Annotated in this window: 10 protein-coding genes; 8 read left to right on the forward strand and 2 right to left on the reverse strand. The window is 45.4% G+C overall.

The window, feature by feature from the left end; translation table 11 throughout:
• Positions 1-125 precede the first annotated feature (125 nt).
• Both rlmKL and ACMXYS_RS06355 read left to right on the forward strand, forming a co-directional pair.
• Complete coding sequence (gene rlmKL / locus ACMXYS_RS06350) at positions 126-2267, forward strand: bifunctional 23S rRNA (guanine(2069)-N(7))-methyltransferase RlmK/23S rRNA (guanine(2445)-N(2))-methyltransferase RlmL (RefSeq protein ID WP_415884178.1); 2142 nt, start codon at positions 126-128, stop codon at positions 2265-2267.
• A 252-nt stretch (positions 2268-2519) separates the two neighbouring features.
• Complete coding sequence (locus ACMXYS_RS06355) at positions 2520-3728, forward strand: ammonium transporter (protein WP_415897966.1); 1209 nt, start codon at positions 2520-2522, stop codon at positions 3726-3728.
• 60 nt (positions 3729-3788) lie between these two features.
• Here the strand turns inward: ACMXYS_RS06355 and ACMXYS_RS06360 are convergent, their stop codons facing one another.
• Positions 3789-4283, reverse strand: a complete 495-nt coding sequence (locus ACMXYS_RS06360) for a tautomerase family protein (RefSeq protein ID WP_415897967.1) — start codon at positions 4281-4283, stop codon at positions 3789-3791.
• A gap of 107 nt (positions 4284-4390) precedes the next feature.
• On the opposite strand from ACMXYS_RS06360, the gene ACMXYS_RS06365 reads away from it, so the two are divergent.
• Positions 4391-5248 carry a LysR substrate-binding domain-containing protein gene (locus ACMXYS_RS06365; protein WP_415897968.1) on the forward strand — a complete coding sequence of 286 codons (858 nt, stop codon included), beginning with the start codon at positions 4391-4393 and terminating at the stop codon, positions 5246-5248.
• Between the two features lie 61 nt (positions 5249-5309).
• On the opposite strand, the gene gltA is transcribed toward ACMXYS_RS06365, so the two are convergent.
• On the reverse strand, positions 5310-6587 hold the full coding sequence (gene gltA, locus ACMXYS_RS06370; RefSeq protein WP_415897969.1) for a citrate synthase: 1278 nt from the start codon (positions 6585-6587) through the stop codon (positions 5310-5312).
• A 438-nt stretch (positions 6588-7025) separates the two neighbouring features.
• Between gltA and sdhC the strand changes: the two genes are divergently transcribed.
• From sdhC to ACMXYS_RS06395, 5 genes are all read left to right on the forward strand, one after another.
• On the forward strand, positions 7026-7403 hold the full coding sequence (gene sdhC, locus ACMXYS_RS06375) for a succinate dehydrogenase, cytochrome b556 subunit (RefSeq protein WP_415884183.1): 378 nt from the start codon (positions 7026-7028) through the stop codon (positions 7401-7403).
• Entirely contained in the window at positions 7397-7744 is a 348-nt protein-coding gene (gene sdhD, locus ACMXYS_RS06380; RefSeq protein ID WP_415884184.1) for a succinate dehydrogenase, hydrophobic membrane anchor protein, read from the forward strand. The genes sdhC and sdhD overlap by 7 nt, the downstream gene beginning before the upstream one ends.
• Positions 7745-7747: 3 nt before the next feature.
• Positions 7748-9520, forward strand: a complete 1773-nt coding sequence (sdhA, locus tag ACMXYS_RS06385) for a succinate dehydrogenase flavoprotein subunit (RefSeq protein WP_415890932.1) — start codon at positions 7748-7750, stop codon at positions 9518-9520.
• A gap of 12 nt (positions 9521-9532) precedes the next feature.
• Entirely contained in the window at positions 9533-10237 is a 705-nt protein-coding gene (locus tag ACMXYS_RS06390) for a succinate dehydrogenase iron-sulfur subunit (RefSeq protein WP_415884187.1), read from the forward strand.
• A gap of 248 nt (positions 10238-10485) precedes the next feature.
• Positions 10486-13320 carry a 2-oxoglutarate dehydrogenase E1 component gene (locus ACMXYS_RS06395; protein WP_415897970.1) on the forward strand — a complete coding sequence of 945 codons (2835 nt, stop codon included), beginning with the start codon at positions 10486-10488 and terminating at the stop codon, positions 13318-13320.
• Positions 13321-13328 lie beyond the last annotated feature (8 nt).

Consider the following 13328-nt stretch of genomic DNA (forward strand, 5'->3'; position numbering starts at 1 on the left):
TGTGTGGGTGCAAAAAAACGATTGCATTCATAAAGTTAGTCAAAAAATTGGTTTTTGAACAGCAGGGTGAATTTTTTTCATACCTGTTGTTAATTAAGTGAAATATTTGCTGAGTAAAGATACGTATGAAACTGTTTCTGACATGCCCTAAGGGTCTTGAGTTACTTCTTGAAGAGGAGTTGCAGCAACTGGGTGTTACCGAAACCAAGCAAACAGTGGCAGGGGTTCAATGCCAAGGTGAGCTGGAAGATGCTTACCGTATCTGTTTATGGTCTCGTTTAGCTAACAGAGTTCTTATGCCTCTTTATGAAGGTGAAGCAGAAACGGCAGATGACCTTTACAAGGCTGTTCAGCAAATTGACTGGCTGGATCATATGCGTAGCGAGGGTACGTTGTTGATTGATTTTAGTGGTCAAACTCGTGGTATCAACAATACCCATTTTGGTGCATTAAAAGTTAAGGATGCAATTGTCGATCAAATTCGCGATAAAACTGGTGCTCGCCCGAGTATCGACAAAGTTGCACCTGATCTACGAATTAATGTACGTATGCACCGCGGCAAAATTACCGTTGCGTTAGATATGTCGGGTGATAGTTTGCACCGACGTGCTTATCGTCTTAAAGCAGGTGAGGCGCCAATGAAAGAAAACTTGGCGGCTGCTATTTTGATTCGCAGTGGTTGGCCGGAGCGTTCTTCTGAATCTGGTCTAGTTCTTGATCCGATGTGTGGTTCTGGCACGTTGCTTATTGAGGCAGCGTTGATGGCGGCTGATATTGCGCCAGGTTTACAGCGTAAGCGTTTCGGATTCTCCCGTTGGACAGGTCATAAGCGTGATATCTGGGAAGATCTTGTTGCTGAGGCTCAGGCACGCAAAGTAAAAGGTTTACTTTCATTAGAAGCGAGCCTTATTGGTAGCGATCAAGATAGCAAGGTTTTGCGCGCAGCTCGTCAGAATGCCGAAAGGGCAGGTGTGGCGGACTTTATTGAATTTACAACGTGCCGTCTAGAAGATCTGGATCGCAATACATTACCTGAAGGTAAAGGTTTGCTGATTACCAACCCGCCTTATGGTGAGCGTTTGGGTGAAACTCAGCAGTTGATGTTTTTGTATCGACACCTTGGCGATAAGCTTAAAGAGCAGTTTGCAGGTTGGACTGCGTCTATTTTTACCTCTAACCCAGATCTTTGTAAGGTCACAGGTCTACGCGCAGATAAGCAATATAAACTGTTTAACGGTGCGCTTGAAAGTCGTTTGTTTATCTATCCGGTGTCTGAACAGAGAGCGGAGAAGCAAGTAAGTCAAGAGGGTGAGCCAGCTCCTTTGAGTGAAGGGGCGCAGATGTTTGCTAATCGTTTAAAGAAAAATCGTAAGCAGCTGGCTAAGTGGGTTAAACGCGACAATATAGAGAGCTACCGTCTCTACGATGCGGATATTCCTGAGTACTCTGTTGCAGTGGATATCTACAAAGACGAAGTACATGTCCAAGAATATGCCGCACCTAAGAAGATTGATCCGGTAAAAACATTTGCTCGTCTACAAGATGTGATGAATGCGTTACCGGTAACCTTAGAGGTATCTCCAGAAAAGGTAATTTTAAAGCAGCGTAAAAAACAGCAGGGTGTTAATCAGTATGAAAAGCACTCTGAAACTCACCGCTTTAAAGAGATTAACGAACACGGTTGCCGTTTGCTGGTCAACTTGCACGATTATCTTGATACCGGTTTGTTTTTGGATCATCGAGCAATTCGTTATCAGATTCAGAAAGAAGCGGCTGGTAAGGATTTCTTAAACCTGTTCTGTTACACAGGCACTGCTTCTGTGCATGCTGCCAAGGGTGGCGCTAAATCCACAACCAGTGTTGATATGTCGGCTACTTATCTTAACTGGGCTAAGCGAAATTTAGATCTAAATAGCCTCGATACAAAAGAGCATCAGCAAGCACAGGCGGACTGCTTAAAGTGGTTGCGGATGCAAAGAGGGCCAGCATACGATCTGATTTTTATGGACCCTCCAACGTTTTCTAACTCTAAGCGAATGGCTGGAGTGCTTGATGTGCAGCGCGACCACGTAGACCTTATAGAAGGGGCTATGCGCTGTTTACGTGCAGATGGGGTGTTGTACTTCTCCAATAACTACCGCCGCTTTAAGTTGGACTACGAAGCGTTGTCAGAATTCGAGATTGAGGAGATTACGCAATCTACTCTGGATCCGGATTTTAAGCGTAATTCTAAAATTCATTGTTGTTTCCGTATTCGTCATAAGTGATTGTGCTCGCAAATTGTGCGCTTTAATAAATCTGGCACATATAGTGCTTACTATTAAGGCATAAAAAATTTGTTACTAGCACTATTTTGGTGAATTGCAGTTTAAGCAGCTATGTTTCGGGGCTTTTAAGCCTAGTTGGCATAGTAGCAGCAATATCACAGAATAATATGCACTATAATAGTGCACCAAAATGAAGCGCAGTTTTAGGTTGTGGTTCTAATATGGTGCACAAAAAGAAACGGGAGACACCAAGTGGAAAACGTCAACAGCGCAGTTGAGACGCTTATTCAGAGTTCTAATACTCTATTCATTTTGATGGGGGCGATCATGGTCTTTGCCATGCATGCCGGCTTTGCTTTTCTTGAAGTTGGTACGGTTCGCCACAAAAACCAAGTGAATGCGTTAGTTAAAATTCTGACCGATTTTGGTTTTTCTGCCATGGCTTACTTCTTTGTAGGTTATTGGGTTGCTTACGGCGTTACATTCTTCTCCCCTGCTGCTGAATTAGCTGCAAATAATGGTTATGAACTAGTTAAGTTCTTCTTCTTAATGACGTTTGCGGCTGCAATTCCTGCGATCGTATCGGGTGGTATTGCTGAGCGTGCTAAGTTCTGGCCGTTCTTGATTGCCTCATCTCTTATTGTGGCGTTTGTATATCCGTTCTTCGAAGGCATTATCTGGAATGGTAACTTTGGTTTCCAAGATTGGTTGGAGGCTAATTTTGGTGCGGCATTCCATGATTTTGCAGGTTCTGTGGTAGTGCACGGTGTCGGTGGCTGGTTAGCGCTAGTTGCTGTGATCATGCTGGGTATTCGAAATGGTCGCTATAAAGGTGGTCGTCTTGTTGCGTTCCCTCCATCTAATATCCCTTTCTTGGCGTTAGGTGCTTGGATTCTATGTATTGGTTGGTTCGGCTTTAACGTAATGTCTGCTCAGACAATGGATGGTATCTCTGGTCTAGTGGCTGTTAATACGCTAATGGCGATGGTTGGCGGTATTATAACTGCTCTGATCTTTGGTAAAAACGACCCTGGTTTTATCCATAACGGCCCGTTGGCTGGTTTGGTTGCTGTATGTGCTGGTTCTGATGTTATGCACCCAATGGGTTCTCTTGTCGTAGGTGCTGTTGCTGGTGCAATCTTTGTCTTCTTGTTCACAATTCAGCAGAACAAATGGAAGATCGATGATGTGTTGGGTGTGTGGCCGCTACACGGTGTTTGTGGTGTTTGGGGTGCTATCGCTTGTGGTATTTTTGGTACTGAAGCACTTGGCGGTTTAGGTGGCGTAAGTTTGATGTCGCAGCTAATCGGCTCGGCTGCAGGTATTGCTGTTGCAGTGATCGGCGGTGTTATTGTTTATGGTGGTGTGCGTGCAGTTTCTGGTCTACGTTTGACTCAAGAGGAAGAGTATAACGGTGCTGACCTATCTATCCATAAGATTGAATCTACTAGCGATAACTAATCTGTCGCTTTAGATCTATTGAAAAAGCCGGGTATTGCCCGGCTTTTTTGTTGGTAGTGTTTAGTTAAATATTGCTTGTCTGAATTTTTGTAGTTTAGAAAAAATAAAATCAGAACGTTCTTTTTTTCCTTTCTCTGTATAGTACTGCATATCTATTACGCCTGATTCTGTTCTTTTTAGCATTCGTGCTTGCTGACTTAAGCCGTCATAGCCCCAGTCTGTTGTGGGTACTTCATCTAAAACTACGTAACTGGTAGGTGTTAGAGGCCCAATTTCGTTATCCAAAAGTTGATTGAATGCGCTAAGTGCATCGGACTTTTCCTTGTCGGTATTGGTGTCTTTGCTGATTTTGGCATTCACATAGGCAGATACCGAATTGCTGGCTAATTTATTGCCGATAAACCAATGCTCTTTATCTATTTTTATAATACTTACGGCGGTTAATTCTGCTTTTTTATGAAGAATTTTAGCCATGATATTTGTTGTACCTTCGGCTAGGTTTTTGATCTGTAATTGGGTCAAGTCGCTGGATACATGTATTGATATGTAAGGCATAACGCTCTCCTTGTCTGTTTAAATCCAGCTTACGTGCTCATTTATATTATTAATAACGATTAATATAGTTTATATTGATCGTAAAATGCGATTGGTAAGAGGCAGGCATGGCGCAGCCCAATATAAGTACTGAATTATTGAGGACTTTTCTTGCTGTGGTTGAAAGGGATGGTTTTATTCGAGCGGCAGAGTTCCTGCATAAGACGCAATCCACAGTAAGTCAGCAGATTAAAAAACTAGAACTGGAATTGGGGGCTGTTCTGTTCCGTCCTCACGGCCGTAAGCGGCTGCTGACGCATGAAGGGGAGATGTTGGTTGGTTACGCAAGGAAAATGCTGGCGTTGCAGGACGATGCGATAGCGAGCTTGGCGAGTAGTGGGGAGCTAGGGGAGATAAAGGTAGGTGTCTCTCAAGGTGTTGCTGAAACTGTATTGCCTGAGCTCTTGGCTGGGTTTGCTCGGAAGAATCCCGCGGTAAGGCTGTTTGTAGAGACGGGTTATAGCGATGAATTGGAGTTAGGGTACGAGCGGGGCGATTATGATCTTATCGTCACGTTATCGTTGAGTGGCTCAGGGAAGGGGGAGGTTTTAGGAGGTGAACCGTTGGCGTGGATTGGTCCTGAAGGCTTCTCTTGGTCGTTGGGTAGGGAGTTACCTATGGCGTCATATTCCAAAGCTTGTCAGTTTAGGCGAGTTTCTATTGAATCTCTGGATCAGTCGGGAATTCCATGGCGCTTGGTTTATACCTCGTCAAGCTATCAAGGGCTTATGGCGGCGGTAAAGAGCGGTTTGGGCGTTACTGTGAGGCCGAGGAGTGCTGTTCTGCCAGGGGTTAAGTTGATTGGAGAGCGTCTTGGTTTGCCTGAATTGCCAATGATTTATACATCGTTGCGCTATAGGCGGGATATCAATGTTGCGAATGAGTTGGCAGAAACGTTTAGATTAGCGTCGCTTGGGGTTCGGTAAATTGAGGAATATAGACAATAAAAAAGCCGCATAAAGCGGCTTTTTTGGTAATTGGTGCGTCTTACTTAGGGTATGAACGCTGAGTCGGACCAGTGTAAAGCTGGCGTGGACGACCAATTTTGTTAGGGCTGCTGTGGAACTCGCTCCAGTGGGAGATCCAGCCGATTGTACGAGACAATGCAAAGATCACTGTAAACATGTTGGTTGGGATACCAATTGCTTTCAGGATAATACCGGAATAGAAATCTACGTTCGGGTATAGTTTTCGTGCAGCAAAGTACTCGTCTTCGATAGCGATTGTCTCAAGACGTTTCGCGATCTTAAGAAGAGGATCATTTTCTAGGCCTAATTCAGCCAGTACTTCGTCACAAGACTTCTTCATTACGCGTGCGCGTGGATCGAAGTTGCGATATACGCGGTGACCGAAGCCCATTAGGCGGAATGGGTCGTTTGGATCTTTTGCTTTAGCAACGAATTCATCAATGCGTGACTCATCGCCGATCTCTTCAAGCATGTTAAGTACAGCTTCGTTAGCACCGCCGTGAGCAGGGCCCCAAAGTGCAGCGATACCAGAAGCGATACATGCGAATGGGTTGGCGCCAGAAGAGCCCGCAAGACGTACTGTAGAAGTAGATGCGTTCTGTTCGTGGTCAGCGTGAAGTACGAAGATGCGGTCCATTGCTTTCTCAAGTACAGGGTTAACCTGATACTCTTCGCAAGGTGTACCGAACATCATCTGCAGGAAGTTGCCTGCATAGCTCAGATCGTTGCGTGGGTACATAAACGGTTGACCGTTCGAGTACTTGAAGCACATCGCAGCAATAGTAGGCATTTTCGCGATTAGGCGGTATGCACAAACTTCACGGTGATGTTCGTTATCGATGTCTAGAGAGTCATGGTAGAACGAAGAAAGAGCGCCAACCACGCCGCACATGATCGCCATTGGGTGAGCGTCACGACGGAAGCCGTTATAGAAGTGGTTTAGTTGCTCATGAACCATGGTGTGGTTCTTCACAGTTTCTACGAATTTAGCCTTTTGCTCTGCGCTTGGCAGTTCGCCGTTCAATAGTAGGTAGCACACTTCCATGTAGTCTGATTTTTCTGCTAGCTCGTCGATTGGGTAACCGCCGTGCAGTAGCACGCCTTTGCCGCCATCGATGAAAGTGATGCTAGAGTCACACGCAGCTGTGGAAACAAAACCAGGGTCGTACGTGAACAGGCCTTTGCCAGTCAGTGGGCGCACATCAATTACGTCTGGACCTAGAGTGCCTGAATACACTGGAAGCTCAATAGCTTCATCCAGACCGTCGACTGTTAAACGTGCTTTCTTATCAGCCATTAAAAGGCTCCTATCATTATGTTTTAGTTCTGTTTTGACTTTCTTATTAGTCAGATCTAAGAGTCTTGGCCCGATAAATTGGACCCACACAATATAGAGACTGAAAAAAGTTTGTCAATCCGACTAAATGGGTTAGTTACCGCATCGCAGCAAAAACGGATGAATTTTTATCAGGAATGGTACTAAGGCTGAATAGTCATTTGGTTGTACGACTTTTGATATGCCGTAAGGTCCTAGACAAAAGGCGAACTACGCTGTGTTTGCGTTGTATTGTCAAGGTGAAATGCTTATACTCTCGCCCCGAAGTTTATCCCTAGTTTATGTCCTATTATATTAGTTCATATATTATGGATATGCTTGAGGAGCGAGGTACTTATCTTCAACACTTCCGAGCAACCGAGCCCTGCAAAGGGGCCGTAAAAAGTGTGAACAAGAGCCGTGAATAAGAAAAGACCTGTAAATTTAGATCTTCAAACTATCAAAATGCCGCTACCGGCGATTACATCCATCCTGCATCGTGTGACAGGCGTGGCGCTATTCTTTGGTGCTGTGTTTGCAATGTATGCTTTGGGTTTGTCCCTGGAATCAGAAGCGGGCTTCAATGAAGCTGTTGATATGTTTGAGAATGGCTTCTTCGCGAAGCTTATAGCGTGGGGAAGTGTATCAGCATTGCTATACCACTTCTTCGCGGGCATCAAACACCTGGTAATGGATTTTGGCCACTGTGAAGAACTTGAAAGTGGTCAGATGGCAGCGAAAGTGACCTTGGGTCTAGCTGTTGCAGCAATCCTCATTTCGGGAGTATGGATATGGTAACTAGTATTACTAGCTTTGGCCGTAGTGGCCTGTATGACTGGATGATTCAGCGTGTAAGCGCGGTAATCCTAGCTGTATACACAATCTTTATGATTGGTTATCTAGCATTTGGCGCAGAACTAACTTACGAAATGTGGGTTGGTTTGTTCGAAGGAACTGCAATGCGCATCTTTACAATGCTAGCGCTACTATCCTTTGCTGCACACGTATGGATTGGTATGTGGTCTGTTTCTACTGACTATATTAAGCCAACTGGTTTGCGTTTCGTGTTTCAATCTGCATGTGGTCTCCTAACGTTTATCTACGTTGTGTGGGGCATTCAGATTTTGTGGGGTGTTTAAAAGATGTCTAAACTACGTACGCTTACTTTCGACGCGATTGTTGTCGGTGGCGGTGGTGCAGGCATGCGTGCTGCACTTCAGCTTGCACAAAGTGGTCTAAACACTGCTTGTGTAACAAAAGTATTCCCAACTCGATCTCACACAGTATCCGCTCAAGGCGGTATTACTTGTGCGATCGCAAGTGCTGATCCAAACGACGACTGGCGTTGGCACATGTACGATACCGTTAAAGGTTCTGATTACATCGGTGACCAAGACGCTATCGAATACATGTGTTCTGTAGGTCCTCAGGCGGTATTCGAACTAGACCACATGGGTCTTCCGTTCTCCCGTACTGAAACAGGCCGTATCTACCAGCGTCCTTTCGGTGGTCAGTCTAAGAATTTTGGTGAAGGTGGTCAGGCTGCACGTACATGTGCTGCAGCAGACCGTACTGGTCACGCACTGCTTCATGCTCTATACCAGGGCAACATGAAAGCAGGTACTACCTTCCTTAATGAGTGGTACGCAGTAGACCTAGTTAAGAATGACGATGGCGCAGTTGTTGGCTGTATCGCTATCTGCATCGAAACAGGTGAGACTGTATACATCAAGGCTAAAGCGACTGTTCTCGCAACAGGCGGTGCTGGCCGTATCTACTCTTCTACTACTAACGCTCTTATCAATACTGGTGACGGTATGGGTATGTCTCTGCGTGCGGGTGTTCCGGCGCAGGATATGGAGATGTGGCAGTTCCACCCAACCGGTATCGCAGGTGCAGGTGTACTTGTAACTGAAGGTTGTCGTGGTGAAGGTGGTTACCTAATCAACAAAGACGGCGAGCGCTTCATGGAGCGTTACGCGCCAAACGCTAAAGACCTAGCAGGTCGTGACGTTGTGGCACGTTCTATGATCCTTGAGATCCTAGAAGGTCGTGGTTGTGGTGAAGATGGTGATCACGTTTACTTGAAGATGGATCACTTGGGTGAAGAGGTTCTTCATTCACGTCTACCTGGTATCTGTGAACTGTCTAAAACATTCGCAGCTACAGACCCAGTTGTTAAGCCGATTCCAGTTGTTCCAACTTGTCACTATCAGATGGGTGGTGTTGCAACTAACATTGGTGGTCAGGCAATTGCTCCTAATAAAGACGGTGAAGATCAGATTGTTGACGGTCTTTACGCTTGTGGTGAAGTTGCATGTGTATCTGTACACGGTGCTAACCGTCTAGGTGGCAACTCACTGCTTGACCTTGTTGTATTTGGTCGTGCAGCTGGTATGCAGATCGAACAGCAAATGCGTGATGGTTACGAAGTGGCAAGTGCTACTGAAGAGAACATTGAAGCTGCAATGGCTCGTCTGAACCGCCTAAATAACTCAACGGGTGGTGAGAGCGTATCTGAAGTTCGTAAAGAGCTACAGAGCACGATGCAGCTTTACTTCGGTGTATTCCGTGACGGCGAAAGTATGCAGAAAGGTCTTGAATTGCTGAAAGGCATTCGCGAGAAGATCAATAACCTTCATCTAGAAGATAAGAGCCAAGCATTTAATACTGCGCGTATTGAAGCGCTTGAGCTTGAAAACTTGTTTGAAGTGGCTGAAGCGACTGCAATCGCTGCGGAAGAGCGTAAAGAATCTCGTGGTGCCCACGCACGTAACGACTTTACTGATCGTGATGATGAGAATTGGTTATGCCATTCTGTCTACTTCCCTACGGATAAAACCATTGGTAAGCGTGCAGTTAACTTTGCACCTAAGACAATGGAACCATTCCCACCTAAAACACGTACTTACTAAGGAGCTTCTATCATGTTGGTTAGTGTATATCGCTACAATCCTGAAACAGACGATGCTCCTTACATGCAGGATATTCATATCGATATTCCTGGTGGTAAGGACATTATGGTGTTGGATTTGCTACAGCTTCTAAAGGACAAAGATCCGTCTATGGCGTATCGTCGTTCTTGTCGTGAAGGTGTATGTGGTTCAGACGGTATGAACATGAACGGCCTTAACGGTCTTGCATGTATTACTCCGTTATCTGCTGTAGTTAAAGACGATAAGCTTGTACTGCGTCCTCTACCAGGTCTACCGGTTATCCGTGACCTTGTTGTAGATATGACTCAGTTCTACAAAGCTTACGAGAAAATCAAGCCGTTCTTGATCAACGATACTCCGCCGCCTGCGATTGAGCGTCTGCAGTCTCCGGAAGATCGTGCTGAGTTGGATGGTCTGTACGAGTGTATTCTTTGTGCATGCTGCTCAACTTCTTGTCCGTCTTTCTGGTGGAACCCAGATAAGTTCATCGGTCCTTCTGGCCTGCTTCAAGCGTACCGCTTCTTGGCAGACAGTCGTGATACGGCGACTCGTGAGCGTCTAGCGGATTTGGATGACCCATTCAGTGTCTTCCGCTGCCATGGCATCATGAACTGCGTTAACGTTTGCCCTAAAGGATTGAATCCTACTAAGGCGATCGGCAAGATTCGCAACATGCTGCTAGCGCAAGCAACCTGATCTACCCTAAAAAGCGGTGCCATTGGCACCGCTTTTTTGTGTTTGAAAAAGAAAAAAGAATTTTTTGTAAAAAAATTACCATATTCGCATAAAGAATGATTAAAGCTTGCTTCCAAAAGCTTTAATATAAGAATCCCGAGACAGTTAAAGCTGTTTGATCGGGGGATTGAAGGTAACTCAAAGAGGAGCGATATCTATCGGAAGATCCCGATAGAATCAAAAAGCTCCCAGAGCCAGGGTGATCAAGAATGCAAGAAAGCATCATGGATCTCATGTGGAAGAATGCTCACCTTTATGGTGGCAACCTTTCATACGTTGAAGAACTGTACGAAACTTACCTGATGGATCCAAATGCGGTTCCTCAGGAATGGCGAGAAGAATTCGACCGACTACCAAAAGTTGGCGAAAATCTGACACAGGATGTGCCGCATTCTGCTATCAGAGAACATTTTCTCTATCTATCTAAAAACCAAAAACGCGCTGCGCCAACTGCTGTAAGTTCGGTTAGTTCCGAACATGAGAAAAAGCAGGTTCGTGTATTGCGTATGATCAACGCTTACCGTGTACGTGGTCATCAGGTTGCCAACATCGATCCATTAGGTTTGATGCAACGTGAAGATGTACCGGATCTTGATCTGCGTTTCCATGAGCTGTCTGAAGCTGATTACGATACTGTATTCCAGCTAGGTTCTCTGTTCTTCGGTCCTGAAGAAGCTCCGCTGCGTGATATCGTTGCTGATCTGAAGAAAACGTATTGTACAACGGTCGGTGCAGAGTACATGCACATCGTTGATACACAAGAAAAGCGTTGGATTCAGTCTCGTTTAGAGCCTGTTCGCTCACATCCAGAAGCTGAAGTTAACAAGAAGAAAATGATTCTTGAGCGCCTAACAGCTGCTGAAGGTCTTGAGAAATACTTGGGCTCTCGTTATGCCGGTGCTAAGCGCTTCGGTCTGGAAGGTGGCGAGTCAATGATCGTATCCCTAAACACGCTAATTCAGCGTGCTGGTAAACAGGGTGCGAAAGAAGTTGTTATCGGCATGGCTCACCGTGGCCGTCTAAATACGCTTGTTAATATCTTTGGTAAAAACCCAGCTGATTTGTTTGACGAATTTGAAGGGAAGCGTGTTGTAGATACATCTGGTGACGTTAAGTACCACCAAGGTTTCTCATCTAACGTAGAAACTGAAGGCGGTGAAGTTCACATCGCTATGGCATTTAACCCATCTCACCTAGAGATTGCTGCTCCGGTAGTAGAAGGTTCTGTACGCGCGCGTCAGGATCGTCGTGAAGATGCTGATGGTACTTCTGTTGTTCCTGTAAATATTCACGGAGACCAAGCTTTCTGTGGTCAGGGTGTAGTAATGGAGACATTCCAGATGTCTCAGACCCGTGCATATAAAACAGGCGGCACAATCCATATTGTAGTTAACAACCAAGTTGGTTTTACAACATCTAAGCAAGAAGACTCACGTTCAACTGAGTACTCTACCGATGTTGCGAAAATGATTCAGGCGCCTATCTTCCACGTAAATGGCGATGACCCTGAAGCAGTTCGTTTTGTTACACAGCTGGCTGTTGATTACCGTAACGAATTTAAGAAAGACGTTGTAATTGACTTGTTCTGTTACCGTCGTCGCGGTCACAACGAAGCTGATGAACCATCTGGTACACAACCGTTGATGTACGCGCAGATCAAAAAGCAGAAAACTACGCGTGAACTTTACGCTCAGCAGTTGATTTCTGAAGGTGTTGTTACACTTGAAGAAAGCAAGGCGATGGAGAAAGAGTACCGTAAGCTGCTAGAGAATGGCGAGCATGTTGTTAAGTCACTTGTACATGAGCCAAACTCTGAACTGTTTGTAGATTGGAAGCCTTACCTAGGTCATGAGTGGTCATTCGACTGCCCAGAAACCAAAGTTGATCTTAAGTTGCTGCAAGAGCTAGGTAATAAGATTTGTGAAACGCCTGAAGGTTTCGCAGTTCAGCGCCAAGTTCAAAAAATCATTGATGACCGTAAGCGTATGGCTCACGGTGCAATGGAATTGAACTGGGGTATGGCTGAATCTCTTGCTTATGCAACTATCCTTGCTGAAGGTCATCCAATTCGTATCACGGGTCAGGATGTGGGGCGTGGTACGTTCTCTCACCGTCACGCGGTACTACATGATCAGAAGACAGCTGAAACTTACCTGCCATTAGATAATCTTTCCGATGAGCAGCCTCGTCTAACATTGCATGACTCTTTCCTATCGGAAGAAGCGGTACTTGCGTTTGAGTACGGTTATGCGACTACGATGCCAAATGCGCTAGTTATTTGGGAAGCTCAGTTCGGTGATTTCGCCAACGGTGCACAGGTAGTAATTGACCAGTTCATCACTTCTGGTGAACATAAATGGCAGCGCCTATGTGGTCTGACAATGTTGTTGCCTCACGGTTTCGAAGGTCAGGGCCCAGAGCACTCTTCAGCGCGTCTAGAGCGTTACTTACAATTGTGTGCAGAGCACAACATTCAGGTTGTTACACCAACTACGCCAGCACAGATTTTCCACTTGCTGCGTCGTCAGGTTGTACGTCCGCTACGTAAGCCTCTAGTTGTTATGTCTCCGAAGAGTTTGTTGCGTCATAAACAAGCGGTTTCTACTCTTGAAGATCTAGCAGATGGTTCATTCCAGCCAGTTATTGGTGAAGTTGATCAGTTAGAGCCTAAGAAGGTGAAACGTCTTGTACTGTGTGGTGGTAAGGTTTACTACGACCTTTACAACCGCCGTGCTGAATTGGAAAAAGATGATGTTGCAATCGTTCGTATCGAGCAGCTATATCCATTCCCAGAAGCACAATTGGCAGAAGCAATCTCTGAGTATACAAACTTAGAATCTGTAGTTTGGTGTCAAGAAGAACCAATGAACCAGGGCGCATGGTACTCAATGCAGCACCATATGCGTCATGTTCTACACAAACATGACAGCAAGTTACATTTGGAAGGGGTAGCCCGTCCAGCATCTGCAGCTCCAGCAGTAGGGTACATTTCTGTACACGCTGAGCAGCAGGAAAAACTAGTTAATGATGCACTTAACGGTTGATCAGGCGA

Origin of the sequence: Neptuniibacter sp. QD57_21, from assembly GCF_047778075.1 — a bacterium.
In the GTDB taxonomy this organism is placed as follows: domain Bacteria; phylum Pseudomonadota; class Gammaproteobacteria; order Pseudomonadales; family Balneatricaceae; genus Neptuniibacter.

Excerpts from the sequence above, each read along its gene's own strand:
- rlmKL (WP_415884178.1), top strand. The coding sequence starts at position 126 with ATGAAACTGTTTCTGACATGCCCTAAGGGTCTTGAGTTACTTCTTGAA.
- ACMXYS_RS06360 (WP_415897967.1), bottom strand. The coding sequence starts at position 4,283 with ATGCCTTACATATCAATACATGTATCCAGCGACTTGACCCAATTACAG.
- ACMXYS_RS06365 (WP_415897968.1), top strand. The coding sequence starts at position 4,391 with ATGGCGCAGCCCAATATAAGTACTGAATTATTGAGGACTTTTCTTGCT.
- gltA (WP_415897969.1), bottom strand. The coding sequence starts at position 6,587 with ATGGCTGATAAGAAAGCACGTTTAACAGTCGACGGTCTGGATGAAGCT.
- sdhD (WP_415884184.1), top strand. The coding sequence starts at position 7,397 with ATGGTAACTAGTATTACTAGCTTTGGCCGTAGTGGCCTGTATGACTGG.
- sdhA (WP_415890932.1), top strand. The coding sequence starts at position 7,748 with ATGTCTAAACTACGTACGCTTACTTTCGACGCGATTGTTGTCGGTGGC.
- ACMXYS_RS06390 (WP_415884187.1), top strand. The coding sequence starts at position 9,533 with ATGTTGGTTAGTGTATATCGCTACAATCCTGAAACAGACGATGCTCCT.
- ACMXYS_RS06395 (WP_415897970.1), top strand. The coding sequence starts at position 10,486 with ATGCAAGAAAGCATCATGGATCTCATGTGGAAGAATGCTCACCTTTAT.